The organism is Amycolatopsis sp. NPDC001319 (assembly GCF_042896185.1).
Lineage (GTDB): Bacteria > Actinomycetota > Actinomycetes > Mycobacteriales > Pseudonocardiaceae > Amycolatopsis.
The window spans coordinates 323,892-347,718 of sequence record NZ_JBIAWY010000007.1; the positions used below are offsets into that span (position 1 = coordinate 323,892).

Sequence of the window (23,827 nt, forward strand, 5' to 3'; positions counted from 1 at the left end):
ATCACGCGCCCGGGTTGCCCGGTTTTCCCTCGCCACGGGGTCTCGCGGGTAGCTGCGGACACCCTCGCGTCACCCTTCGGCTGACGCGAGCTTCGCCGCCATCCTCTCGGCGTCACCCGTGCGGCCGTGGGACTGGAACAGCTCGCGCGCCCGCGCCCACACCTCGCGCGCGGCGGCCGGGTTGCCGAGGGCGGCGTGGGTGTCGCCGAGGTTGGCGAGGATCACGGGCTCGTCGTAGGCGTCTTCGGTGTCGCGGGCGAGCGCGAGAGCGGCCGTGTAGTGGTCGAGCGCGTCTTCGTGTTCGCCCATCGCCGAGGCGATGTAGCCGAGGCTGTCGAGCGTCACGGTCTCCGCGCGGTGGTGGTCGTGCTTGCGGCACAGCGCGAGCGCCTGTTCGCAGTGTTCGCGGGCTTCGGTCAGGAAGCCGAGCTGCGCGGAGTACCAGCCGAGGGTGTTCAACGCGTCGGCCTGGCGCAGGCCGTTGCCGGTGGCGCGGTAGTGCTTCAGCGCGGCGGCGGTGTGGTGCAGGGCGCCGTCGAAGTCGCCGCTCTGGCCGAGCGCCCAGCCGAGCGCGCGGGACGCGTCGGCGGCGAGATCCGCGTGTCGCGCAAGGGAAAGTGCCTCACGCAGGTGCCGGAGGGCGTGGTCGTGGGACCCGGTGCGCGTGTAGGCCGTGCCGAGGTACATCGCGGCGATGGCCTGCGGTTCCGGGTCGTCGAAGGCGCGGGCGGCGGCGTGGCCGGCCTGCCACGCCGTGAGGTCTTCGACGAGCTGGCCGTGAATCACGTGGTACCCACTGATGCTCCACGCGAGCCGCCAGACGTCCTGGTGCGCGCCGCGCTGCACGGCGGAATCCAGCGTCGCGCGGAGGCTGTGCTGTTCGTCGTCGAACCAGCGCGTCGCGGCCCGGCGGTCGGCGAGCGGCGGCGCGGTCGCCTCCGGGAGGTCGATCGACTGGCGTTCCGGCCGCAGCAGGCGGTTCGCGACGCCGGCCGTGTGCAGCAGGAAGTCGGTGAAGCGCCGGAGTGCCTCGGCGCGTTCCGGCGGGGTGACGAGCTCGTCGGCGTACAGCCGTAGCAGGTCGTGCATCCGGTAGCGGCCGGGCAGGTGCTCCTGCAGCAGGTGCGCGTCGACGAGGCGGCGCAGCACCGCCCGCGGCCGCTCCAGGCCGGCCAGCGCGCCCGCGCCCGCGAGGCTCACGTCCGGTCCCGGCACGGCGCCGAGCAGCCGGAACACGCGCTGGGCGCCCGCGTCGAGGGCGTCGTAGGACCACGAGAACACCGCCCGGACGTTCGTGGCCAGGTCGCCGGCGTCCAGCGCGTCGAGCCGAGCCGACGCGTCCTCGAGCTCGCGCGCCAGCACCTCCAAGCGGAACCGTGGGTTCGCCCCGGCCCGGCTCGCGACGACGCTGATCGCCAGCGGCAGACCGCCGCACCAGCGCACGAGGTCGGCGACGGCCGCCGGCTCCGCCGCCACGCGCCGGTCGCCGAGGTGGCGCGTGAGCAGCTCGCGCGCCTCGCGTTCGGCCAGCTCGGCCAGGTCCAGCAGCTGCGCGCCACGGACGCCGAGGCCGCCGAGGCGGTGGCGGCTGGTGATCATCACGGTGCACGTCTCACTGCCCGGCAGCAGCGGTTCGACCTGTGCTGCGTCGCGCGCGTTGTCGAGCACCACGAGCAGGCGCCGGCCCGCGGCGAGGCTGCGGTACAGCGCGAAGCCGCCTTCGGGGTCGGCGGGCACGGCCGCGGGCGCGACGCCGAACGCGTCGAGGAAGTGGCGCACCACGGCTTCGGGCCGTAGCGGCGAACCGGCCTGGTCGAAGCCGCGGAGGTTCACGTACAGCTGGCCGTCGGGAAACCGCGCGACGTTGCGGTGCGCCCACCGCAGCGCGAGCGACGTCTTGCCGATGCCGCCGGCGCCACCGATCGCCGAGATCGCGACCGTGCCCGAGCCGCCGGCCATCGCGGCGTCGAGTTCGGCCAGCTCGGCGTCGCGCCCGACGAACCACCGCGGCGGCGCGGGCAGCTGGCGTGGCACGGGCGTCTCGCGCGGCGGGCTGAGCTCCGGGTCGGTGGTGAGGATGCGCTGGTGCAGCTCGCGCAGCGCGGGACCGGGGTCGGCGCCGAACTCGTCGGCGAGCCGGCGGCGGATCCGGTCGTACTCCTCGAGCGCGCCCGCCTGCCGCCCGGCGCGGTAGCGCGCGAGCATGAGCTGGCCGGCGATCCGCTCGTCGAGCGGGAAGGCCACGGCGCGCTGGGCCGCGTCGGCGAGCACGGCGTTGTGCTCACCCAGCTGCAGCGCGAGGTCCGTGCGGTCGAGCTGGGCGGACAGGCGTTCGGCAGCGAGCGTTTCGCGGGCGGCTTCGGCCCACGGAGTGTCGAGGCCGGCGAACGCGTCGTCGCGCCACAGGGCGAGGGCCTCGTCGAACAGCTCCGGCCGCCGTTGCGATCGAGCCTGCGCGACGAGCGCGCGGAACCGCTGCACGTCGACGCTCCCGGGCGGCGTGGTGAGCACATAACCGCTCGGGCCGTGCTTGATCTCGACGCCCTCCGCCGCCGCGAGCGTGCGGCGCAGCCGGGAGAGGTAGCTGGCGAGCAGCCGGTGCGCGCGGTACGGCGGCTCGTCCGCCCACACGCGCTCGACGATCCGCTCCGTGGACACGGGCCGGTTGGCGTCGGCGAGCAGCGCGGCCAGCACCCAGCGCTGCCGCGCGTGCCCGAGGTCGACGGGCTCGCCGGCGACGTGCGCCTCCACGGGGCCGAGCAAGCCGAACCGGACCAGGGTCATGGCCCATGCTTACCGCACCCGGGCGGGGGCGTGCGACCGGGAATCCCGCGTGACCTGCGAGTTCGCGATTCCCCAAAAAACTTCCGAACTCACGTGAACCGAACACGACCCCAGCCCCGTGTCACGGGCAAGAGCGGCTCCGGACGGTCCGGGAGCCCCGGTCGAACCCCCTTGGAGTTCCCCCATGTTCCGCAAGCACGCCCTGTTTTTCGCTGCCTTCGTGACGGCGGGCGCGGCCCTCTTGTCGGCCTGCGGCGGTCAGACGGACGGCACCCCGAGCGCGGCCCCGGCCGGTGCGGCGGTGAACGCCGGCGACGCCGGTGGCCTCGACCTGCTGAGTGGCACCGCCCGCAGCAACAACGCCGCTCGGGACACCGGCGACCTCGCCCCGGCCGGCGCGCCCGCGGACGTGCGCACCAAGTGGGTGTCGCTGCGCGCCGGCAAGGCGGGCAACCTGAACCCGGTCGTGATCAACGGCGCCGGGATGACGATCTACCGCTTCGACAACGACTCCCCGAAGCCGCCGAAGTCCACTTGCAACGGTGACTGCGAGAAGAAGTGGCCGCCGGTCAAGGTCACCAAGGGCACCAAGGTCTTCATCGCCGGCATCAAGAAGTCCGCGATCGGCGTCGTGAAGCGCGACGACGGCTCGCTGCAGCTGACGATCGGCAACTGGCCCGCCTACACGTTCTCCGGCGACAAGAACCCGGGCGACACCAACGGTGAAGGCGTCGGCGGCACGTGGTTCGGCATGAGTCCGACCGGTGGCAAGGTGCTCGACGGTTCGGGCTCCGGCACCGCCACCCCGCCGTCGGACAACCCGACCCCGTCGAGCGGCTCGAAGGCCGCCACCAGCACGATCCTGTTCGACGACGCGTTCTTCAGCGACAACGGTGCCTCGCAGGGCCTTTCCTTCGGTTCCGGTGACAACGCCTGCCAGAACCTCGCCCGCCCCGGCGTCACCTCGTCGCTGACCACCGACGGCACCCTCAAGCTGTGGACCGGCCCGAACTGCACCGGCAAGTCCACGGTCGTCGACAGCGACGTGAAGGACCTCTCCACGATCGGCTTCGACGACGCCATCCAGTCTGTCCACTTCGGCGCCTGATCTACTTCGAGCCGGTGCGGCCTCTCGGTCGCATCGGCTCTTTTTCCTTGGAGGAGCAATGATTTCGCGGTTCACGTGGGTGGCGACGCTGGTCGTGGGCGCCGTGCTGGTGGCCGGGTGCACCACGGCCGTCCAGGGCAGCGCGGGCGTCGACCGGCCCGACCCGGCCAAGGTCGCCGGCCTCGCCATCACCGACGGTCCCAGCGGACCGAAGGCCGGCGTCGCGGACACCGACCTGCCCGTGGCCAACACCGACGGCGGCGCGATCGACAAGCTCGCCGCCAACGCCGTCGCCGACGTCCAGCAGTACTGGACCGAGCAGCTGCCGGAGAGCTTCGGCAAGGACTACAAACCCGTCGGGCAGCTCATCTCCTACGACTCGCGCGGCCAGGGCCTGAACCTCTGCGGCTCCAGCACCGCCGGCCTCGTGAACGCGTTCTACTGCCCCTCCGGAGACCTCGTCGCGTGGGACCGCGGCGAGCTGTTGCCCATGCTGAACGACTCCTTCGGCCCGATGTCCGTGGTCGCCGTGCTGGCCCACGAACTGGGCCACGCCGTGCAGACGCGGCTCGGCCTGAGCCCCAACACCCCGTCGATCGTGAAGGAACAGCAGGCCGACTGCTACGCCGGCACCTTCTTCCGCTGGGTGGCCGAGGGCAATTCGCCGCACTTCCAGGTGTCCACCGGCACGGGCCTCAACCAGATCATGGCCACGCTCTTCTTCATCCGCGACTCCGCCGGCTCCAGCTTCGACACCGCCGGCGCCCACGGCAGCGCGTTCGACCGCGTGTCCGCCTTCCAGTTCGGCTTCACCGACGGCCCGAAGCGCTGCGCCGCCATCGACAACGCCGAGGTCGTGAGCCGCACCAGCCAGCTGCCCTTCTCGTCGAAGGACCTCGACACGGGCGACGGCAAGGGCAACCTCGACGTCGTCGACCCGGCGAACCTGCAGGACCTGGAGTCGAGCCTGCGCGCCGCGTTCCCCAAGGGCGCCCCGAAGCTCACCTCCGACCCCGAGTCCTGCTCGGACGCTCGCGTGACCACGCCCGCCGCGTACTGCCCGTCGACCGACACCGTGTCGGTCGACCTGACCTCCCTGCGCCGCGTCGGCACCCCACCGTCGCGCGGCACCTCCGGCGGCTTCGGCGACTTCGCCGCGTTCGCCGAGGTGGCCTCCCGCTACGCGCTGTCGGTCGAAAAGGCCTACGGCCTGCGCTTGGACACGGCCTCCACGGGCCAGCTCACGGCCTGCCTGACGGGCATGTGGGCGGGCACGTTGACGCCGGACAAGAAGGCCACGCTGGAGCTTTCACCGGGTGACCTGGACGAAGCCATCGCCGAGCTGTTGTCGCCCAAGAGCGTCATCGCTTCCGACCCTTCCGGGGCGACGGTACCTTCGGGTTTCGCCCGCGTGGAGGCTTTCCGCGACGGGTTCACGTCGCCGACTGTCGCGACGTGCACCAGTAAGTACGGCGCCTGAGTTCGGTTCCTGCGGCCCTCCCTCGCCGGTTCGGCGGGGGAGGGCCGTTTTCGTCGGTGGCACGAATCCCGCCAAACCCACGGATCACGCCGAAGTTCGTTGCCGGGCAATGATTTCCGCGCGTTCGCTGGTTCGACCATTCGGCAGCCCCGTTCGACGGCTGCCCACGTTGAACCAAGGAGTGCCATGGGCAAGACCGTCCTCGTCACCGGCGCGGGCTCCGGCTTCGGCGCGCTGATCGTGCGCGCGCTGGCCGACGCCGGCCACACCGTCCACGCGGGCATCCGCGACCTCGCCGGCCGCAACGCCCCCGCGGCCGCCGCGCTGGCGACCTACGCGTCCTCCCGCGAAGTGGCGCTGCGCGCGGTGGAACTCGACGTCCGTTCGCAGGATTCGGTGGACAACGCCGTCGCCTCGATCGCCGAGCCGCTGGACGTCGTCGTCCACAACGCCGCGTACCTCGCCCTGGGCCCGGCCGAGGCGTTCACCCCGGCCGACATCGCGGATGTCATGGACACCAACGTCTCCGGCCCCCAACGCGTCAACCGCGCGGTGCTGCCGCGCTTCCGCGAGCGTCGCCACGGTCTGGTGGTGTGGATCGGCTCCTCCAGCACCAAGGGCGGCACCCCGCCGTACCTCGCGCCGTACTTCGCGGCCAAAGCGGCGATGGACGCCTTCGCCGTGTCGTACGCCGCCGAGCTCGCCCGCTTCGACATCGAGACCACGATCGTCGTCCCCGGCGTCTTCGCTCAGGGCACCTCGCTGTTCGCCAACGGCCACGCGGCCTCCGACACCGCCCGCGCCGCCGCGTATGACGCCGCCTACCCAGGCCTCCTCGACCACGTCGCCGCGCGGCTCTCCGACCTGGCCCCACCGGACATCGACGCCGTCGCCACCGCCGTCACCGACCTCGTCGCCCTGCCCCACGGCACCCGCCCCTTCCGCGTCCACATCGACCCGGTCGACGACGGCTCCGAAGCAGTCAGCACCGTCGCCGACGAGGCCCGCACGCAGTTCCTGACCCGCCTGGGTCTTTCCGACCTCCTCCACCCGCACGCGTGGTAAGGACGATCATGGACTTCTCACTGGAACGTCCGATACAACGCCGGGTGGGGGCCATCGGCGTGGGGGCGCAGTGGTGGAAGACGCTGCCCTTGTCGCGGAACGGGGTGGCGACGGGGATGCCCGCGATCACGCAGCGGCTTCCGGGTCGCTGATTCGCCCGGTACGCACCGGCGCCACAGCGAACTTCTCGATCATGAACCGCCAGAACAGCGGCACGGCCTCCGAACTCGGCCGGTAGATCCGATCGTCGTACCCGGTGTGCGAGCGGTGCTCGATGAACACCCCGCCGGCACCGACGAACCCCGACGACGGCGACCGCGCCACGACGACCTCGACCGGGAGCCGGTCGGGCACCGGGCGCGGCGTGACGATCAGGTCGTGCATCGAGGTCAGCCCGGCCAGGCGGGAGGCGCCGTCGCAGTCGAGGACGCTGTCGACGATGTCCGCCATGTGCGCGAACTCCGGGTGCCGGTCCCCCATCTCGCGAAACCTCACGGCGATCTCCGGCCACGGGACCTCGCGGAAGGGGTAGGGGAAGGCTCGCGAGTTGATGAGCATGCGGCCATCATGCCGACCCGGCTGCTCCGCCGTCGATCGGAAATCTGGCCCGCACCGATAACACGATCGGCAGCGGCTCCCCACCCTCACTGAACCGTTCGAGCCCGAACCCCGCGTCCACCAACGCGTTGAGCAGCTGCGGCAACGGCCAGTGCGCCGCGCCCACCTTGTCCCGGATCCCTTGGTCCGTCCAGGAATCCTTCGTCCAGTGGCGCTCGCGGTAGCCCGCCCGGATCACCGCCGCGGCCGGGTCGCTTCGGTCCGCGAAGCTGCCGCAGAAACACGGGTGCACCCCGACGTGCACGAATACCCCACCCGGCCGCAGCACCCGCGCAACCTCGTGCAGCACGGCCGGGTACGCCGGCATGTCGGTGTGCACCATGACAGCGACGACCGCGTCCACGCTGCTGTCCCGCATCGGCAACCGCTGCGCGTCCGCGCGGGCGACGGGCATCCGCTCGCGCCCGTACCGCAGCATCCCGGCCGACAAGTCGACCCCGACGGGTGTCCACCCGAGCTCGCGCAGCACGCCCGCGTGAACCCCCGTGCCGCACCCGACCTCGAGGCACGCGCCCGAGCCTTCCCCGAGCAGCTCCCGCAGTGCGGCCGAGATCCCGAGCGGATCCGACTGCTGCGCGCCCAGGAACTGTCCCTCGTACCAGTCCGCGATCTCGTCGTACGCCGTCCTCACCCGCACCAGTGGACCGCTCGCGCCGCCGCGCCCGCCACCGTTTCCGCTCGAAGCGAATTACGATCTTGACCGAGCGCGAGCAACGAGGAGGTCTCCGTGCCCATCCCGACCCGCATCGCTGTCGTCGCCTTGGCTGCAGCGGTCCTCGCGACCAGCTGCTCCGCGAACACCCCGGCCCCACTCAAGGTCTGCACCACCGGCGACTACCAGCCCCTCACCTACCGCGACCCCGCGACCGGCCGCTACTCCGGTATCGACATCGACATGGCCCGCGGCCTCGCCACCCACCTCGGCCGCGCGGTCACCTTCGTCCCCACGACGTGGTCGACGTTGATGCACGACCTCCCGAAGTGCGACATCGCCATGGGCGGCATCTCCGTCACCCCGGCCCGAGAGCAGCAGGCCGACTTCACCGCGCCCTACCTCGCCAACGGCAAAACGCCCCTCACCACCACCGCCCGCGCCGCGGATTTCCAGACCGTCGCCCAGATCAACACCCGCGGCAACCGCGTCCTCGAAGACACCGGCGGCACCAATATCGCGTTCGCGAAGCAGCACCTGTCCAACGCCACCCTCATCGTCTCCCCGGACAACACGCAGTGCTTCGCCCAGCTCCTCACCGGCCACGCCGACGTGATGATCACCGACGCCATCGAGGCCGAATACCAGGCCCGCAAGAACCCCGGCCTCGTCGCCGTGCACCCCGCCCAGCCCTTCACGTCGGACCACAAGGCCTACCTGCTCCCGAAGAACAGCCCCCTTACCGCGCGGGTGAATGAGTGGCTCAAAGCCGCGCTGCACGATGGGACCTTCGCGCGGTTCTACCGGCAAGCGTTCAGCTGAGAAATCCTCGGGAGTCCGAGTAAGTGGCCGGTCGACGAAGGGTTGTTCCGGGCGTCGCCCGGAAACCCTCCTCGGTCACGAGTCCTTCTCACCAAAGGTGAACCGCGACTGAAGGATCGGCCCCGGAATCGACGGATCCGGCCCCCGGCCGTAGCGCCTGCTGAAGACATCCACCGGCGACGTCGTGAGGGTCCACCCGGACGCACGAAGAGCACCAGGTGTATCCGGCCGGGGATCCGGATCGAACAGGCTCCCCAAGTGCGACCCGGTTTCCGAGGTGCTGGTGTCGAAGAGTGTGTGGTCGCGGAGGGAGTCCTGGCCGGGGAGGGTTTCCAGGCCGACGCGGCTGCCGGGGGCCGACAGGGTGTTGAGGGTGGTGATGAGGGTGGTCTCGACCGGGGCGGGGAGGTAGAGGAGGAGGCCTTCGGCGATCCACGTCGTGGGGACGGCGGGGTCGAAGCCCGCGGCCAGGAGGACCGAGGGCCAGTCGTCCGCGAGGTCGGCCGTGAGGAGGTGGTGGGGCACAGGCGAAAGAGCGCCCAAGGAGTCCAGGACTTTCGTCTTGAAGGCGAGGACGTCGGGGCGGTCGATCTCGTAGCAGGTCGCCGACGGGGGCAGGGGCAGGCGCAGCGCGCGGGTGTCCAGGCCGGCGCCGAGGATGACGAGTTGCGGGGTGTGCGGGGCGGAGTCGATCAGGAAGTCGTCGAAGGTGCGGGCGCGGACGGCGAAGAAGCGGCCGAGGTGGCCCCAGAAGGGGTCGGCGTCGCCGAGCGGGACGTCGGAGATGCGGGTGGGCAGGGCGACGGGGGAGCTGGCCGAGCGGACGAAGTGCTCGGCGTACTCGTCGCGCAGCAGGCTGTGCGGGTGGTGGGTTTCGATGGCGCGCGCGGCCGCGACCATGAGGGCGGTGGAGCTGACGCCCGCCGCGAGATCTGAGTCCGACACCTGCTGAACACCTTTCGGCCGGGAAGTCGGCGCTCACGGTACCGGCAAGCCCGCCCGAACCGGATACCTCCATCGGGGTGATCAAGTTCCGCGTCCTGCCTGGCCGGACAGGAAAAAAACTCAGCGGCCGTCGATGGTGGCGGCGGCGTCGGGGACCTGCTTGCCCGCGAAGGCGGGACGGGCGCCGTACGGGTCGGCGTCTGTCCACAGTGTCGTGGGGACTTCCTTGCGCACCACGGGGATCACCTCGGCGGCGAAGCGCTCCAGCATCTCGAGCTGCTGCTCGTGCGGCAGCATCGTGGGCAGGCTGAACGACTGGAGGTCGTGGCCGAACGCGGCGTGGAAGTACAGGATCTTGTCGATGATCTGCTGCGGGCTGCCCACCAGCACGGGACCTTCGGCGATGGCGTGGTCGATGTCGCGGAACACCATCTCGTTGCCCGGCGTGTGGTTGCCCGGTTTGTTGAAGAACTCGACCATCTTCTCGTACACCGGGCCGAAGTGCTCGCGAGCGTCCTGTGTGGAATCGGCCAGGTACAGGAAACCCGCGCCGGCGCCGACGAAGGCGTAGCGGGGGTCGTGGCCGTGGCGGTCGTACTCGGCGCGGTAGTGGTCGATGAGGACCTTGTAGTTGTCGCGCGGCTGGATGGCGTTGGCGCTGAACAGCGGGTCGCCCCACTTCCCGGCGAGTTCGGCGGACGTCAGCGTGGTCGCTGAGCCGTGCCAGACGCGGGGTGCGCCCGCGTACGGGCGCGGCAGGGTGGTGACCCCGTCGAGCGCGCCGCGGAACTTTCCTTCCCACGTCACGTTTTCCTCGCGCCACAGGCGACGGAGCAGCTCGTACTTCTCCGCCAGCTGGTCCCACTGCTGCCCGGGCTCGACGCCGAACATCGGCAGCTGCCGGGCCTCGTTGCCCTTGCCGATCACGATCTCGACGCGGCCGCGGGAGAGCTGGTCGATCGTCGCGAAGTCCTCGGCGATGCGCACCGGGTCCGAAATGGACAGCACGGTGACGCCGGTCTGGATCCGGACCCGGCTCGTGGTCGCGGCGATCGCGCCGAGCAGCACGGTCACGCCGGCCGAGAGGAACGGGCCCGCGTGCCGCTCGCCGAGCGCCACCGCGTCGAAGCCGACCTGCTCGGCGCGCTGCGCGGTGTTCAACGCCTGCGCATACCGGTCGGACGTGCTGACGATTCGGCCGGTGACCGGGTTCTGCAGGTGCGGCAGGATGTCGAGGAGCTGGAATCGCACGGACGTCTCCAAGCGCTGGCAGTTGAACGTTCAGTCAAACGCTACGCCGCCGGACTTGAACCTTCAAGCAATCTCAAAACCGCGCCGGACGCGGTCCAGCAGCCCGTCGAGCGTGTCCAGATCGGCCTCGGAAAACGCGGCGAACGCGGTGCGCAGGTTGCGCGCGTGCACGGTCGCGGCCTGGTCAAGCACCTTGCGCCCGGCGTCGGTGATGGCCGCGTAGGCCACCCGGCGGTCGGTCGGGCACGGGCGGCGCTCGACGTAGCCGGCCGCCTCGATGCGGTCGATCAGCCGCGTGATGCCGCCTGTGGTGAGCGCCACTTCATTCGCGAGCGCGCTCATCGTCAGCTGCCCGCCCTCCGAGCGGGCGAGCCGGATCAGCACCTCGAACCACGTGTGCTGCAGCCCGGTCTCGGCCTGCATGGCGGGACCGAGCCGGCGCTCCAGCTGGCTGCTGGCCTCGACCAGCCTGCCGAACGTCGTGATCAAGCGGTCGTCGATCGGGTCCATGCCGCCAGTGTACGCGGAAAAGGTTGACGCGTCAGCTATTGCATCGGAAGGCATCTTGTGGTTACCGTGTCAGTATCTGAACTGTCAGATATTGAAGGAGCAGATAATCATGCGGATCGCCATCATCGGAGCCGGCAACGTCGGCTCGGCTCTCAGCAAGGCCGCCGTCGACGCCGGGCACGCGGTGACCCTGACCGCGACCAGCCCCGAGAAGGCAGCCGAGGTCGCCGCCGAGACGGGCGCGCGGGCCGCGGCGAGCAACCTCGAGGCGGTGGCCGACGCCGACGTCGTGGTGCTGGCCGTGCCGGGCACCGCCGTCGGCGCCGTCGCCCAGGAGATCGCGCCCGCCGTGCGCGGCAAGGTCGTGGTCGACGCCACCAACCCGCTCAACGCGACCTTCACCGACCTCGACATCGAAGAGACCGCCGCCGTGCAGACGCTGCAGCGCCTGGTCGCCGACGCCGCCGTGGTCAAGGCCTTCAACACCATCTTCGCCGGCCGCCTCGGCACCCCCACCGAGAGCGGCCACCGGCTCGACGCCTTCTACGCCGGCGACGACACCGACGCCAAGAAGGTGGTCGCGGAGCTGCTCACCTCGCTCGGTTTCCGCCCGATCGACGCCGGTGGCCTGCGCATGGCCCGCGCGCTGGAGGAGATGGCGTTCCTCAACATCGCCCTCAACGCCGGCAACAACTGGCCCTGGCAGTCCGGCTGGGCGCTGCTCGGCCCGACCGTCTGAACGCCGGCACTCCGATGAACGAGCCGGTCGTCGAGACCCGGGGTGACGAGGGACCGCTGGTCGTGCTGCTGCACGGCCGCGGCTCGCGCGAGACCGAGATCATCGGGCTCGCCGACGCGTTGCCGAGCGGATTCCGTTACGCAGCAGTGCGAGCACCGATCGCGGAAGGCGGCGGCTTCGCCTGGTTCGCCAACCGCGGCATCGGCCGTCCGACGCCGGAGTCGCTGCGCACCACCATGGACTGGTTCCGCACCTGGCTCGACCGGCAACGCGGGCCCGTGCTGCTGATCGGGTTCAGCGGCGGGGCCGCGTTCGCCGGCGGCCTGATCCTGGCCGATCCGGACCGGTTCGCCGGCGCCGCGATCCTCTACGGGACCTTGCCGTTCGACGCGGGCGTGCCGACCGATCCGGCGCGCCTGGCGGGGCTGCCCGTGTTCCTCGCGCACGGGGAGCACGACCAGGTCATCCCGCGTGACCTGCAGGACCGCACCTGGCGCTACCTCATCGCCGAGTCCGGAGCGCCCACCATCGCGCGGCGCGACCCGGTGGGCCACGGCATCGCACCCGACGCGCTGGCCTCCCTCGGCGGCTGGCTCGCCGAGCGCGCGGACTTCCTCAGGCGGCGCCGGGTGCCCGGACCCCAGCCGGCACGGTGGGCCGCACTCGAAACGCTCCCGCTGCGCGCGGGAAAGCGGCCGGACGTCAGCGTCACCATTCCCCAGCAGCAGCTCACCGGCAACGCCCCGGCCGAGCTGCAGGAAAAGCTGTTCGCCCGCGTCGCCGCGCTGCCCGGGGTGCACAGCACGCAGTCGGCCATCTCCGTGCCGGGCGCGCGCGGGTTCATGGTCGCGGACGGGCAGGCGGGGCCGGCCGACGCGTTCCTCGTGCCGCGGGCCGGTGAGTTCGCTCACCTGCACCCGCGCACCGACGGTTCCCTGCACGTCGCCCTGCCGGTTTCCCTTGCCGCGCAAGCGATCGAACGCGGCTGGGCCGTCGCGCATCCGCTCGCCGGGATCCGGCTCACGCCGGGCATGGTCCTCGTCTACGGGCCTCGCGACGAGGCCGAACTCGACGTCGTCACCGCCATCGTCTCCACCAGCCACGCCTGGGCGACCGGGCGCGAACTCCCCCTGCCAGCCGAAAGAGAGTAGTCATGGATCGCCGTACCGCACTCAAAGGCGGCGCCGCCGCCGCGTTCGGTGCCTTCGCCCTCACCGCCGTCGCCAGTGGGAACGTGGCCGAGGCCGCCGGGCAGCCGCTGCTGCCGGACCCGGCCGCGCACCCCGTGCCCAACCCGCCGTACCCGCGCAACCTCACGCACGACGAGCGCATGCACCTGGAGACGTTCGACGAGCTCGACTTCGACGTGTTCTCCCACGCCGACTGGGAGCGCCTCGGCGAGAGCCACGCGCGCAACATCCGCGTGCACTGGCCCGACGGGCACTACACCGACGGCATCGACCAGCACATCGCCGACCTCGCCGCGATGTTCGTCTGGGCGCCCGACACGCGCATCCACTCGCATCCCTTGCGCGTGGCCAAAAACGAGCTCACCGCCGTCACCGGCGTCATGCAGGGCACCTTCACTCGCCCGATGCCCGACGGCAAGGGCGGCTTCATCAAGCCGACCGGCCGCAAGTACGCGATCAACATGGCCACCGTCGGCATCTGGAACCGCCGCGGCACCATGGACGAGGAATTCCTGTTCTGGGACAACCAGACCTTCAACCAGCAGCTCGGCCTGGCCTGATCGGAGACCTTCGTGAAGCTCGACTTCAACGGCCGGACCGCGCTGGTCACCGGGTCGACGTCCGGGATCGGCGCGGCCACGGCGGCCGCACTCGCCGCCGCAGGCGTCGACGTGGTGGTCAACGGCCGCAACGCCGACCGCGTCGACGAGGTCGCCAAACGCCTTGGCGCACGCGGGATCGCGGCCGACGTCGGCACGGCCGAGGGCGTGGCGTCCCTCGTCGAACAGCTGCCCGACGTGGACGTGCTCGTGAACAACGCGGGCTACTTCGCGCCGGTACCGGTGTTCGAGATCCCCGACGCCGACTGGCTGCGGATCTACGAGGTCAACGTGCTCTCGGGCGTGCGCCTGGCCCGGCACTACACACCGCGGATGGTCGCGCGCGGCTGGGGCCGGGTGATCTTCGTCAGCAGCGAGTCGGCGATCCAGAACCCGACCGAGATGGTCCACTACGGCATGACGAAAACCGCCCAGCTGGCGATTTCCCGTGGCATGGCCCAGGAAGTGGCGGGCACGGGCGTCACCGTGAACAGTGTCCTGCCCGGACCGACGCTGACCGAAGGCGTGCGCGAGTTCGTGCAGGGTCTGTACCCGGACCTCGACTTCGCCGGCGCGGAGCGGCAGTTCATGACGAACGAGCGGCCGACGTCGCTGCTCGGCCGGCTGATCCGTCCCGAGGAAGTGGCGAACATGATCACCTACGTCGCCTCCGACCAAGCCGCGGCGACGACCGGTGGCGCGCTGCGGGTCGACGGTGGCGTGGTCACCGCCATCATCCCGTGACCGCGTGGAGCCCGCCGGTCAGCGGCCGGCGGGCTCCACGACCGCGATCATGTCCACCTCGACGGCGATTCCCTTGGGCAACGCCTTCGCGCCGACGACCGAGCGGGGATGGCGCCCGACGTCGCCGAAGACCTCGACCAGCAGGTCGGACGCGCCGTTGAGGACCTGCGCGACACCGGTGAAGTCGTCGGTGCACGAGACGTAGCCGACGACCTTCGCGATGCCGCGCACCCGGTCGAGGCTGCCGAGCGTCTGCCGCAGCTGGGCCAGCAGGTGCAGCATGCATTCGCGCGCGGCCGCGTAGCCGTCTTCGGCCGTGAGGGTGTCGCCCACCCGGCCGAACCAGTCCTCGGAGCCCTGCCCGGCGAGGTGGACGAGGGACCCTTCCTGGTACGCGCCGACGTAGTTGCCGGCGGCCGGCCGCAGCACGGGCAAGGTCAGACCGGTGGCTCGCAACCGTTCTTCCGGCGTCGCACCAGGCACGCGCGGGCTCCTCTCGGGGGACATCCGGAACACGCTGGACATCCTCGGCACGCTAGAGGTCGCGCCGGCGGAACGCAGCCGAAGCGTCCGGTCAGGCCGGACTCCTTCTGCCGCACCGGAAGCGCAATTCTCGCGTCCGGTACAGCCGGACGGAGGATCGCGGATCTCGCCCCGGCAGGCGTATTTTCCGCATCGGGGGCGAACGGAGGCAATCATGGTCGTCGCGTCGAAAGGGAACGCGTCCGTCGCGAAGGCGATGGTCGTGCTCAACGCGTTCACCCCCGTTCAGCCGACCCTCAGCGTGCGGCAGCTCGCCGAACGCACGCAGCTCCCGCGCAGCACCACGCACTCGTTGTGCCTGGCCCTGTGCGAGGCCGGGATGCTCGAACAGGTGCCGCGGCGCGGGTACCGGCTCGGCGCCGCGCTGGTCGGGCTCGGCGGGCAGGTGATCGACCGGACCGGCCTGGCCACCGCGTCGGAAGGCCTGTTGCGGCGGCTGCCGCTGGGCACGTGGCAGGAAACGCACCTGGCGCAGTTCGTCGACGGCTGGGTCGTGTACCTCGACCGCATCACCGGCCGGCAGCCGCGACCGATGCGCAACCGCGTCGGCCTGCGTGCGCCCGCGCACCGCACCGGCTGTGGCAAGGCCGCGCTCAGCGTGCTGGAACCCGAGGCGGTGCGGCGGCTCGTCACGCTCACCTGCGACGCGGAACGGTTGCCCGCGCCCGATTTCACCGAGCTGGCCGCCGTGCTGACGGCGGCGCGGCGCGACGGGTTCGTCGTCAGCCAGTCGTTCCAGCGCGGCACGACCTCGGTCGCCGCCGCGATCACCGACCTCACCGGTACCCCGGTCGGCGCCGTCTCCATCGCCGGGTTGAGCGAGACGTTCACCCGCAAAGCCGTGGCCGAGGCCGCCCACCACGTCACCGAGGCGAGCCTCGCCATCAGCCACCGCATCGCCGACCGGCTCGGCACCTTCCGGGCGACGGCGACACTCACGTAACCCGTTCCACGACGTTCTCGTGGAAACCGATCTCGTGGATCTCCGTTTCGAGCACGCAACCTTCGCTGAGCAACAACGGAACCTCGTCGTGTCCGGCCGCGACGACGTCACCCGGCTCGAGTCGCACGCGCTGCGCAACGCGGTGGACCAACGCGGCGAAGTCCAGGTCGCCCGTGTCGGTCTTCTGTACCGGCCGGCCGTCGACGAAGCTGTGCAAGGCCAGCCGGGGCCGCAGGCCGCCCGGCAGCTCGTCGGGGGTCACCAGCGCCGGCCCGAGTGACAACCACCCCACGGTGACCTCGTTGAGGATCGAGAACCCCGCGATGGTGCCGAGCCGCCCGATGACCACCGCGAGTTCGGCTTTCCACGTGGCCGCCACGGATTCCTGAGCCAGCGCGATCGCGTCTCGCGGCCCGGCGAACGACTCCGGCCGGGTCACGCGGAAAGACCGCCGCGCCAGGTCGACCCGGACCACCTTCCCCGGGCGGGTCAGCAACGGTGCCCGGTCGCAGAACATCACCTCGTGCACCCGTCGTGCCGGGGCGACCGGCCATTGTGGATCAGCCAGTGGATCAAGCAGCAGGGCGCCGATGTCCGGGTACGGCAGCTCGACGAGCGTGCCGTCGCCTTCGGCCCGCGCCGCGCGGGTGCCGCCTCTCGTGCGGATGGTGGTCAGCTTCATGCCGAGCCTCCTGGAAGGTTCGAGCGGATGACGTCCGGGCTGGTGGGACATCGGTGTGGCGAGATTCGGACGGCGAAGATATGGATTCGTCGTTCCCGTTTATCAGTGGGCGTCCGGGCTCGCGGAACCTTGACAGTCTATATCCAGATTCGTAGGGTTCGACGTCACTGGCCGCTGACCGACGGTGGTCGACACGGTGTCGTGCAGGAGGAGAATCCGGATGGCAAGGATCCTGATCGTAGGCGGCGGCTTCGCCGGGGTGTGGAGCGCCGCGAGTGCCGTGAAGCTCCGCCAGGAACGCGGACTGTCCGAAAAGGACCTTCAGGTCACCGTCGTGAACGCCGGTGACGACATGGTGATCCGGCCGCGGCTCTACGAGGCGGATCCCGACCGCATGCGCGTGCCGCTCGACCGGGTGCTCGGGCCGATCGGCGTGCGCCGCGTCGCCGGCACCGTGGTCGGCATCGACACCGGCGCGCGCACCGTCGAGGCGGTCCGCCGCGACGGGACCACCGCCACGCTGGGCTACGACCGCCTCGTGCTCGCCTCGGGCAGCCAGGTCGTCCGCCCCACGTTTCCCGGCGCCGAGCACCTCTTCGACATCGACACCCTCGCCGGCGCGGCGACGCTCGACTCACACTTGCGCCGGCCGCCCGACCGCGAAGCGGGGCCCGGCCGGTTCACCGCCGTGGTCGTCGGCGCCGGGTTCACCGGGTTGGAGATCGCGACCGAGCTCGTCGGGCGGCTGAAGGAGCTGGCCGACGACGCCAGGGTGGTGCTCGTTGAGCGGCTCGACGCCGTCGGGCCGGAGCTGGGCGAGGGCCCGCGGCCGGCGATCAAGAAGGCATTGGCCGACCTCGGCGTCGAAGTCCGGCTCGGCGTCAGCCTGGAGGAGCTGACCCACGACGAGCTGCGCCTGTCCGACGGCACGGTGATCCCGGCGTCGACGGTCGTGTGGACGGCCGGCATGACGGCCAGCCCGCTCACGTCGTTCATCGCGGCGGAGAAGGACCACCTCGGCCGCCTGGACGTGGACGAGTACCTGCGCGTTCGCGGCGTGCCGGACGTCTACGCGGCCGGCGACACGGCTGCCGCGGTGTCGCCCGCCGAGGGCCGCGTGGTGATGCAGAGCTGCCAGCACGCCCTGCCCCAGGGCAAGTTCGCGGGCCACAACGTGGCCGCGGACCTGCTGGACGAGGCCCTGGTGCGGTTCGAGCCCGCGCCGTACGTCACCTGTCTCTCGCTGGGGCCGGCCGGTGCGGTCGTCACGTCGGGCTGGGACCGCGACGTGCAGATGACCGAGCACATCGCGAAGGACCTGAAGCACACGATCAACGAGCAGTGGATCTACCCTCCGGTCGACGACCCGGCAGAATTGCTGAACCAGGCGGGTCCGCAGTCGGCCTGGCCGGAGTACGAGCCGGCTGGAACAGTGGAGTCGCTGGCGGTGTGAACCGAGGTGGGTCGGAGGTGAGGTCCGGATGGAGCTGCGGCACCTGCGGTACTTCGTCGCCGTCGCCGAGGAGTGCCACTTCGGCCGGGCCGCCGACCGGCTGCACATCGCTCAGCCCGCGCTGTCGCACCAGATCAAGCAGCTCGAGGCCGAACTCGGCGTCGAACTGCTGACGCGCACCACGCGCAAGGTGCAGCTCACGCCGGCCGGCGAGCGGTACCTCGACCGGGCCCGTGGGGTGCTCGCCTCGGTGGACGCCGCGGGCGTCGAGGCCGGGCGGGTCTCCCGCGGTGACGTCGGCCGGGTGGCCATCGGCTTCACCGGCTCGGCCACCTACGAGCTGCTGCCCTCGCTTGCGCGGGTGCTGCGCCGCGACTTCCCGGGCATCGAGCTGGACCTCAAGGGCGAGATGCTGACCCCCGACCAGGTGACGGCGCTGGTGGAGGAGACCCTCGACATCGGTTTCCTCCGCCCGCCCGTCCGCGAGCCGGGGCTGGTCGTGCAGGTGCTGCGCCGCGAGCCGCTGATCGCGGTGCTGCCCGCCAGCCACCCGCTCACCGAGCGGGACACCGTGCGGCTCGCGGACCTGCGCGACGAGCCCTTCATCTGCTACCCCTCGCGCCACCGTTCGGTGGTCTACGACGCCGTGTTCGACGCGTGCCAGCAGGCCGGTTTCGTGCCGTCCGTGGTGCAGGAAGTCGGCGAGACGTCCACTTTGGTCTCGTTCGTGGCCGGTGGGCTGGGCGTCGCGCTGGTGCCCGCGTCCGTGCGGCACCTGCAGATCACCGGTTCGCAGTACCGGCCGCTGGCGGGCACCACCCGTGAGGTCCAGCTGGCCGCCGCGACGCGCGCGGACGACCTCTCGCCGCACGTCGCCAAGGTGCTCTCTCGCGCGCACTCGCTGCTCGGCGGTCCGCGCTGAGCCAGCGCGATTGATAAGCCGCATCTATCGATCGTGAAGTTGTAAGTATTTCTCATTTCCGAATCCGTCGGAAACAATCGGGAAATGCCAGGTATTCCCTGGTCGAGGTTTTCCCGGACTCAAGGAGGAGCCGTGACCCCGTTCATGCTGGCTGTCCAGTCGTTGCTGGACGGGGAGGAAGCCCCCGTGCCGGCCACCGAACCGGCCGCCCCGAGATCGGTGGCCGTGGCCACCGACGAGCAGGTGATCATCCGTTCCCTCGCCGAGCAGCTGGTGTGCGAAGCCAACGCGATCCTCCGCGAGCACGGGCCGGTGTTCAGCCTCGTCGACGACAGCGCCGACGGCGAACTCGCTTTCACCGTGGGCTTTTCCGACCGCAGCGCGCGCATCCGCACCGCGATGTCCGGCCGGGAAGCGACCGTGCAGCTCGTGATCGCCGGTGAACCCGACGACGCTCCGCGGCGCCTGGCCGGCGACGAGGAGCTCCGGGCGCTGCTGCTGAGCCTGCTGACGCCGGCCCCCCTCCCCGCCCACCACTGACCTGGAAGAGGACTGATGCAATACGAACTGCGGTATCAGGTCATCGAGCCGAAGAGGCAGACCTACCAGAACGTGATCGACCGGTTCGGCGACCAGCCGGCCAGCCGCTACCTCGAGGCGACGCTCGACGTCGAGCCGCGCGAGAACTTCCACTACCGGCCCACGTGGGACCAGCACCGTGCGCTCTACGACGCGGACTACACCGCACTGAAACTCAAGGATCCTTACAGCTACACGGATCCGCGCCAGTTCTACTACACGCCGTACGTCACGAACCGCGCGAACCTGCACGACGAGTTCACCAAGCAGATGGCGTACCTCGAGGAGCGCGAGCTGCTGGCGAAGCTGCCCACGGCGTGGCGCACGGTGCTCACCACGGCCATCCTTCCCCTGCGCCATTACGAATCCGGCGCGCAGATGGTGAGCGTCGGCGGTGCGCGGTTCGCGTACGGCACCTCCCTGGAGCAGTGCTGCACCTACGCGGCGTTCGACCGCATCGGCAACGCGCAGATGCTCTCCCGCGTCGGCATCGCGCTGGGCGCGGGCACCGGCGACCTGCTGCAGGTCGCCAAGCGCGAGTGGCTCGACAGCGAGCACCTGCAGCCGCTGCGCCGCTTCACCGAGGAAGCCATGGTCACTCCCGACTGGGCCGAGGGGCTGGTCGCCATCGACCTCGTCGACTCGCTCGTCTACCCGGTGCTCTACCGAGAGCTGGACGAGATCGCGCTCACCACCGGCGCCGGCGCGTACAGCCTGTTCACGCAGTACCTGCACACCTGGTTCAAGGACCAGCGCAAGTGGCTCGACGCGCTGATCAAGGCATGGGCCGACGACGAGGAGCACGGCGCGGAGAACCGCGAGCACCTGTCCCGCATCGTCGCGACGTGGAACCCGCTCGCGCACGAAGCGGCCACGGAGCTGGCCCGCGTCGTCGACCACCAGCTGCCCGACGCCGGCACGGTCGCCGCGCTCGCGCGCACCACGGCCGCCGCCGAGCAGCGCTGGGCCAAGGTCACCGGGGGTGCGGCGTGAGCGACACCCTGCGCCAGGTCGGCATCGACATCCAGGAGTCCGAAGAGAACCGCGGCCTCGTCGCCGCCATCCGGGCCGACAACCCGGAGCTGACCGTCCGCCACCTGCCGGGCCTGGTGAAGATCCAGGCCGCGGGCCAGATCGTGATCAACCGGGAGTCGGTGGAGCGCGAGCTCGGGCGGGAGTGGGAGACCGGCGAGTTCCAGCTGGCCATCGTCTCGTTCGCCGGGAACCTCTCCGAGTGGGACGACGACCGGATCATCGTGAAGTGGGAGCACTAGGACATGACTCAGACCGCACCGCGCCGCAAGCTGCCGCTCAAGGAGCGCTACGCGCTGCTCACCCGTGACCTCGACTGGGACCCGAGCTACGTCACCAAGGAACAGCTCTTCCCCTACACCAGCTACGAGGGCATCAAGGTCCACGACTGGGACGGCTGGGAAGACCCGTTCCGCCTCACCGTGGACGCCTACTACAAGTACCAGGCCGAAAAGGACAAGCGGCTCTACGCCGTGCTCGACGGGTTCGCCCAGAGCCAGGGCCACCTCGGCCTCGCGGACGCCAGCTACCTCAACGCCATCAAGCTGTTCATCCAGGGCGTGACGCCGCTGGAGTACGCCGCGCACCGCCACTTCGCTTATCTCGCGCGGTATCTCGAAGGTCCGGCGCCGCGGTTCGCCGCGCTGTGCCAGAGCGTGGACGAGCTGCGCCACTGCCAGACCCAGATCCACACGATCAGCAACTACAACAAGTACTACGGCGGCTTCCACAGCTGGTCGAAGATGCACGACCGCGTGTGGTACCTGTCGGTGCCGAAGTCGCTGTTCGACGACGCCATGACGGCCGGGCCGTTCGAGTTCCTGATCTCGATCTCGTTCAGCTTCGAGTACCTGCTCACCAACCTGCTGTTCGTGCCGTTCATGAGTGGCGCGAGCTTCAACGGTGACATGCCGACGATGTCGTTCGGGTTCTCGGCGCAGTCCGACGAAAGCCGGCACATGACGCTCGGCCTGGAGGCCATCAAGTTCCTGCTGGAGCAGGACGAGGGCAACGTGCCGATCATCCAGGACTGGATCGACAAGTGGTTCTGGCGCGCGTACCGCATGTCCGCGCTGGTCGCCGGGATGATGGACTACATGCTGCCGAAGCCGGTGATGAGCTGGAAGGAGGCGTTCGAGCTCTACTTCGAGGACCAGATGCTCGGTGGCCTCTTCCCGGACCTGGAGTTCTACGGCATCCGCCCGCCGCGCCACGTGCAGGACGCGATCGCGGAGAAGGACAAGCTGTCGCACGAGGTCTACAAGGTGCTGCACAACTTCTCCTTCGCCGCTTCGTTCACCACGCAGGCGCCGAACGAGCAGCACATGAAGTGGCTGGCCGAGCAGTACCCGGAGACGTTCGACCAGCACTACCGGCCCGTGTGGGAGAAGCACCACCGCATCGAGGCCAACGGTGGCCGGATGTTCTTCCAGGGCCTGCCCCAGCTGTGCCAGGTCTGCCAGATCCCCATGGTGTTCACCGAGAAGGACGACCCGGCCAAGACCTCCTTCCGCTCCAGCGAGTTCCGCGGCGAGCAGTTCCACACCTGCAGCGACGGGTGCCAGTGGATCTTCGAGCGCGAGCCGGAGAAGTTCGTGCAGGCGTGGCTGCCCGTGCACCAGATCTACCAGGGCAACTGCGGTGGCCCGTCGGTGCCGGAAGTCCTGGAGTGGTACGGGATCCAGGAAGGCGACAACGGAGAGTACAAGGGCTCGCTCGACCACAAGTCGTGGATCGGCTGGCACAACGGCGACGTGGAACAGGGAGTCTGACATGGCGGTGAAAGCTCTTTACGACTACGACTTCCCGTCGGCCGACCGCGCCGAGCTCTTCGGCGACGACCAGCTGGTCTACGTGCACTGGGAAGGCAACCCGCTGTTCTGCTCGGCTGCGTGCTTCCGCGTGCCGAAGGCCTTGGGCTTCGGCGAGTTCGTGGAGACGGTCGTCGGCCCCTGGGCCGCGTCGGACCCGGACTTCGACCCGGCGGCGGTGCGTGACTGGCGGGTGAACGGCCGGCCACTCGACGGCTCCGCCGACACCTCGCTCACCGAACTCGGCATCGGCCACAAGGCGCTGCTGCAGTTCGCCGCCTGAACGGAGAATTCGTCTTGACGACGCACACCATCCGCGTGGAACCGATCGGTGCCGAGATCCAGTGCCGGGAGGACCAGACCGTGCTCGACGCGTGCCTGCGCGAGGGCATCTGGCTGCCGCACGCGTGCACCCACGGCACGTGCGGCACCTGCAAGGCCCAGATCCTCGACGGTGAGGTCGACCTGGGCGACGCGTCGCCGTACGCGTTGCTGGAGAGCGAACGCGACGAGGGCGCCGCGTTGATCTGCGTGGCCCAGCCGCGCGGCGACGTGGTGCTCGAGGGTGAAGTCGACATGGACGAGGGCGTCGGTGTCCACCCGGTGCGCGACTTCCGCGCCCGGGTGGACAGCCTCGAGGAGATCGCGCCCGACGTCCGTCGGCTGGTGCTCGCCCTCGAGGAACCGATGAAGTTCAACCCCGGGCAGTACGTGCTGCTCGACGTGCCCGGCGGACACCAGCGGCCGTACTCGATCGCCAGCACGCCGTCGAACGGGTCGCTGATCGAGCTGCACCTGAAGCGCTCGGAAAACGGGATCGCCACCGACGGCTGGGTCTTCGCCGGCCTGAAGGTCGGCGACGAGGTGACGCTGTCCGGTCCCTACGGGCGGTTCTCGTTCCGTCCATTTCGGACTCAGCCGATCCTGCTGCTGGGCTCGGGCACGGGACTGGCGCCGCTGAAGGCGATGATCCGCCACATCGACGAGGACGGTGGCGGCGAGTACCAGGTCACGCTGTACCACGGCGTGGCCACCAAGGACGATCTGTACGACCGGGAGTACTTCGAGGAGCTCGAAGCGCGCACGGACTGGTTCACCTACCGGCCGGCGCTCTCGCGCGACGACTGGAACGGCCGGTCGGGGCGGGTCCCGGCACTGCTGGCCGAGGACTACCCCCGGGCGGGCGGGAACGTCGCCTACATCTGCGGCAGCCCCGACATGGTGTCGGACACCATGAAGGCGCTGATGAAGGCGCGGTTGTTCCCCCGGGACATCTACCGCGAGGACTTCTTCGACTCCGCCGACCGCGCCGCGGGCACCCACGTGGTGCGCAGTCCGCTGATCAGGCGCTGATC

At 70.4% G+C, this 23,827-nt stretch carries 25 protein-coding genes; 17 read left to right on the forward strand and 8 right to left on the reverse strand.

Annotated features, from left to right (window positions below; translation table 11 throughout):
• Nucleotides 1-69: 69 nt before the first annotated feature.
• Nucleotides 70-2,784, reverse strand: coding sequence for a BTAD domain-containing putative transcriptional regulator (locus ACFY1H_RS27935; RefSeq protein ID WP_386951056.1), 2,715 nt, complete (start codon nt 2,782-2,784; stop codon nt 70-72).
• A 184-nt stretch (nt 2,785-2,968) separates the two neighbouring features.
• Here ACFY1H_RS27935 and ACFY1H_RS27940 point away from each other — a divergent pair, with 184 nt between their 5' ends.
• From ACFY1H_RS27940 to ACFY1H_RS27950, 3 genes are all read left to right on the forward strand, one after another.
• Nucleotides 2,969-3,892, forward strand: coding sequence for a hypothetical protein (locus ACFY1H_RS27940; protein WP_386951058.1), 924 nt, complete (start codon nt 2,969-2,971; stop codon nt 3,890-3,892).
• Nucleotides 3,893-3,950: 58 nt separating this feature from the next.
• Nucleotides 3,951-5,372: a neutral zinc metallopeptidase gene (locus ACFY1H_RS27945; protein WP_386951061.1), complete on the forward strand. Its 1,422-nt coding sequence runs from the start codon at nt 3,951-3,953 to the stop codon at nt 5,370-5,372.
• Between the two features lie 186 nt (nt 5,373-5,558).
• Nucleotides 5,559-6,437 (forward strand): SDR family NAD(P)-dependent oxidoreductase, encoded by an 879-nt coding sequence (locus ACFY1H_RS27950; RefSeq protein WP_386951064.1) that lies wholly within the window; start codon nt 5,559-5,561, stop codon nt 6,435-6,437.
• 126 nt (nt 6,438-6,563) lie between these two features.
• Here ACFY1H_RS27950 and ACFY1H_RS27955 read toward each other — a convergent pair whose 3' ends face one another.
• Complete coding sequence (locus tag ACFY1H_RS27955; protein ID WP_366584317.1) at nt 6,564-6,995, reverse strand: hypothetical protein; 432 nt, start codon at nt 6,993-6,995, stop codon at nt 6,564-6,566.
• Between the two features lie 7 nt (nt 6,996-7,002).
• Nucleotides 7,003-7,686 (reverse strand): class I SAM-dependent methyltransferase, encoded by a 684-nt coding sequence (locus ACFY1H_RS27960; RefSeq protein ID WP_386951067.1) that lies wholly within the window; start codon nt 7,684-7,686, stop codon nt 7,003-7,005.
• Nucleotides 7,687-7,782: 96 nt separating this feature from the next.
• On the opposite strand from ACFY1H_RS27960, the gene ACFY1H_RS27965 reads away from it, so the two are divergent.
• A complete protein-coding gene (locus tag ACFY1H_RS27965; RefSeq protein ID WP_386951069.1) occupies nt 7,783-8,529 on the forward strand; it encodes a transporter substrate-binding domain-containing protein in 747 nt (248 codons plus the stop codon).
• A gap of 75 nt (nt 8,530-8,604) precedes the next feature.
• Here ACFY1H_RS27965 and ACFY1H_RS27970 read toward each other — a convergent pair whose 3' ends face one another.
• The 3 genes from ACFY1H_RS27970 to ACFY1H_RS27980 form a co-directional block, all read right to left on the reverse strand.
• Nucleotides 8,605-9,474 (reverse strand): SAM-dependent methyltransferase, encoded by an 870-nt coding sequence (locus ACFY1H_RS27970; protein ID WP_386951072.1) that lies wholly within the window; start codon nt 9,472-9,474, stop codon nt 8,605-8,607.
• A gap of 120 nt (nt 9,475-9,594) precedes the next feature.
• Nucleotides 9,595-10,725: an LLM class flavin-dependent oxidoreductase gene (locus ACFY1H_RS27975; RefSeq protein ID WP_386951075.1), complete on the reverse strand. Its 1,131-nt coding sequence runs from the start codon at nt 10,723-10,725 to the stop codon at nt 9,595-9,597.
• Between the two features lie 63 nt (nt 10,726-10,788).
• Complete coding sequence (locus ACFY1H_RS27980) at nt 10,789-11,235, reverse strand: MarR family transcriptional regulator (protein ID WP_366584322.1); 447 nt, start codon at nt 11,233-11,235, stop codon at nt 10,789-10,791.
• Between the two features lie 109 nt (nt 11,236-11,344).
• On the opposite strand from ACFY1H_RS27980, the gene ACFY1H_RS27985 reads away from it, so the two are divergent.
• The 4 genes from ACFY1H_RS27985 to ACFY1H_RS28000 are packed head-to-tail and all read left to right on the forward strand — an operon-like array spanning nt 11,345 to nt 14,507.
• A complete protein-coding gene (locus ACFY1H_RS27985; RefSeq protein ID WP_366584323.1) occupies nt 11,345-11,974 on the forward strand; it encodes an NADPH-dependent F420 reductase in 630 nt (209 codons plus the stop codon).
• Between the two features lie 14 nt (nt 11,975-11,988).
• Nucleotides 11,989-13,125 carry a luciferase family protein gene (locus ACFY1H_RS27990; protein ID WP_386951079.1) on the forward strand — a complete coding sequence of 379 codons (1,137 nt, stop codon included), beginning with the start codon at nt 11,989-11,991 and terminating at the stop codon, nt 13,123-13,125.
• A 2-nt stretch (nt 13,126-13,127) separates the two neighbouring features.
• Nucleotides 13,128-13,724, forward strand: coding sequence for an ester cyclase (locus tag ACFY1H_RS27995; protein WP_366584325.1), 597 nt, complete (start codon nt 13,128-13,130; stop codon nt 13,722-13,724).
• A 12-nt stretch (nt 13,725-13,736) separates the two neighbouring features.
• Nucleotides 13,737-14,507: an SDR family NAD(P)-dependent oxidoreductase gene (locus ACFY1H_RS28000; RefSeq protein WP_386951083.1), complete on the forward strand. Its 771-nt coding sequence runs from the start codon at nt 13,737-13,739 to the stop codon at nt 14,505-14,507.
• Nucleotides 14,508-14,525: 18 nt separating this feature from the next.
• Here the strand turns inward: ACFY1H_RS28000 and ACFY1H_RS28005 are convergent, their stop codons facing one another.
• On the reverse strand, nt 14,526-15,032 hold the full coding sequence (locus ACFY1H_RS28005; protein WP_366584327.1) for a RidA family protein: 507 nt from the start codon (nt 15,030-15,032) through the stop codon (nt 14,526-14,528).
• Between the two features lie 172 nt (nt 15,033-15,204).
• Between ACFY1H_RS28005 and ACFY1H_RS28010 the strand changes: the two genes are divergently transcribed.
• Entirely contained in the window at nt 15,205-15,993 is a 789-nt protein-coding gene (locus ACFY1H_RS28010; RefSeq protein ID WP_366584328.1) for an IclR family transcriptional regulator, read from the forward strand.
• Here the strand turns inward: ACFY1H_RS28010 and ACFY1H_RS28015 are convergent.
• A complete protein-coding gene (locus ACFY1H_RS28015) occupies nt 15,986-16,675 on the reverse strand; it encodes a fumarylacetoacetate hydrolase family protein (RefSeq protein ID WP_386951089.1) in 690 nt (229 codons plus the stop codon). The genes ACFY1H_RS28010 and ACFY1H_RS28015 overlap by 8 nt on opposite strands.
• 220 nt (nt 16,676-16,895) lie before the next feature.
• On the opposite strand from ACFY1H_RS28015, the gene ACFY1H_RS28020 reads away from it, so the two are divergent.
• The 8 genes from ACFY1H_RS28020 (at nt 16,896) to ACFY1H_RS28055 (ending at nt 23,825) form a co-directional block, all read left to right on the forward strand.
• The gene (locus ACFY1H_RS28020; protein ID WP_386951092.1) at nt 16,896-18,128 is read left to right on the forward strand and encodes an NAD(P)/FAD-dependent oxidoreductase; all 1,233 of its coding nucleotides are present in this window, start codon (nt 16,896-16,898) and stop codon (nt 18,126-18,128) included.
• Between the two features lie 28 nt (nt 18,129-18,156).
• Complete coding sequence (locus tag ACFY1H_RS28025; RefSeq protein ID WP_366584332.1) at nt 18,157-19,050, forward strand: LysR family transcriptional regulator; 894 nt, start codon at nt 18,157-18,159, stop codon at nt 19,048-19,050.
• A gap of 132 nt (nt 19,051-19,182) precedes the next feature.
• Nucleotides 19,183-19,590, forward strand: a complete 408-nt coding sequence (locus ACFY1H_RS28030; RefSeq protein WP_366584333.1) for a hypothetical protein — start codon at nt 19,183-19,185, stop codon at nt 19,588-19,590.
• Between the two features lie 15 nt (nt 19,591-19,605).
• A complete protein-coding gene (locus ACFY1H_RS28035) occupies nt 19,606-20,622 on the forward strand; it encodes a phenol 2-monooxygenase (RefSeq protein ID WP_366584334.1) in 1,017 nt (338 codons plus the stop codon).
• Complete coding sequence (locus tag ACFY1H_RS28040; protein ID WP_220244472.1) at nt 20,619-20,903, forward strand: MmoB/DmpM family protein; 285 nt, start codon at nt 20,619-20,621, stop codon at nt 20,901-20,903. The genes ACFY1H_RS28035 and ACFY1H_RS28040 overlap by 4 nt, the downstream gene beginning before the upstream one ends.
• Nucleotides 20,904-20,906: 3 nt before the next feature.
• Nucleotides 20,907-22,433, forward strand: coding sequence for a YHS domain-containing protein (locus ACFY1H_RS28045; RefSeq protein WP_366584335.1), 1,527 nt, complete (start codon nt 20,907-20,909; stop codon nt 22,431-22,433).
• 1 nt (nt 22,434) lies between these two features.
• The gene (locus ACFY1H_RS28050; RefSeq protein WP_366584336.1) at nt 22,435-22,755 is read left to right on the forward strand and encodes a phenol hydroxylase subunit P4; all 321 of its coding nucleotides are present in this window, start codon (nt 22,435-22,437) and stop codon (nt 22,753-22,755) included.
• 14 nt (nt 22,756-22,769) lie between these two features.
• On the forward strand, nt 22,770-23,825 hold the full coding sequence (locus ACFY1H_RS28055; protein WP_386951099.1) for an NADH:ubiquinone reductase (Na(+)-transporting) subunit F: 1,056 nt from the start codon (nt 22,770-22,772) through the stop codon (nt 23,823-23,825).
• Nucleotides 23,826-23,827 lie beyond the last annotated feature (2 nt).

Excerpts from the sequence above, each read along its gene's own strand:
- ACFY1H_RS27935 (WP_386951056.1), bottom strand. The coding sequence starts at position 2,784 with ATGACCCTGGTCCGGTTCGGCTTGCTCGGCCCCGTGGAGGCGCACGTC.
- ACFY1H_RS27940 (WP_386951058.1), top strand. The coding sequence starts at position 2,969 with ATGTTCCGCAAGCACGCCCTGTTTTTCGCTGCCTTCGTGACGGCGGGC.
- ACFY1H_RS27945 (WP_386951061.1), top strand. The coding sequence starts at position 3,951 with ATGATTTCGCGGTTCACGTGGGTGGCGACGCTGGTCGTGGGCGCCGTG.
- ACFY1H_RS27950 (WP_386951064.1), top strand. The coding sequence starts at position 5,559 with ATGGGCAAGACCGTCCTCGTCACCGGCGCGGGCTCCGGCTTCGGCGCG.
- ACFY1H_RS27955 (WP_366584317.1), bottom strand. The coding sequence starts at position 6,995 with ATGCTCATCAACTCGCGAGCCTTCCCCTACCCCTTCCGCGAGGTCCCG.
- ACFY1H_RS27980 (WP_366584322.1), bottom strand. The coding sequence starts at position 11,235 with ATGGACCCGATCGACGACCGCTTGATCACGACGTTCGGCAGGCTGGTC.
- ACFY1H_RS27985 (WP_366584323.1), top strand. The coding sequence starts at position 11,345 with ATGCGGATCGCCATCATCGGAGCCGGCAACGTCGGCTCGGCTCTCAGC.
- ACFY1H_RS27990 (WP_386951079.1), top strand. The coding sequence starts at position 11,989 with ATGAACGAGCCGGTCGTCGAGACCCGGGGTGACGAGGGACCGCTGGTC.
- ACFY1H_RS27995 (WP_366584325.1), top strand. The coding sequence starts at position 13,128 with ATGGATCGCCGTACCGCACTCAAAGGCGGCGCCGCCGCCGCGTTCGGT.
- ACFY1H_RS28005 (WP_366584327.1), bottom strand. The coding sequence starts at position 15,032 with ATGTCCAGCGTGTTCCGGATGTCCCCCGAGAGGAGCCCGCGCGTGCCT.
- ACFY1H_RS28010 (WP_366584328.1), top strand. The coding sequence starts at position 15,205 with ATGGTCGTCGCGTCGAAAGGGAACGCGTCCGTCGCGAAGGCGATGGTC.
- ACFY1H_RS28015 (WP_386951089.1), bottom strand. The coding sequence starts at position 16,675 with ATGAAGCTGACCACCATCCGCACGAGAGGCGGCACCCGCGCGGCGCGG.
- ACFY1H_RS28020 (WP_386951092.1), top strand. The coding sequence starts at position 16,896 with ATGGCAAGGATCCTGATCGTAGGCGGCGGCTTCGCCGGGGTGTGGAGC.
- ACFY1H_RS28025 (WP_366584332.1), top strand. The coding sequence starts at position 18,157 with ATGGAGCTGCGGCACCTGCGGTACTTCGTCGCCGTCGCCGAGGAGTGC.
- ACFY1H_RS28035 (WP_366584334.1), top strand. The coding sequence starts at position 19,606 with ATGCAATACGAACTGCGGTATCAGGTCATCGAGCCGAAGAGGCAGACC.
- ACFY1H_RS28045 (WP_366584335.1), top strand. The coding sequence starts at position 20,907 with ATGACTCAGACCGCACCGCGCCGCAAGCTGCCGCTCAAGGAGCGCTAC.
- ACFY1H_RS28050 (WP_366584336.1), top strand. The coding sequence starts at position 22,435 with ATGGCGGTGAAAGCTCTTTACGACTACGACTTCCCGTCGGCCGACCGC.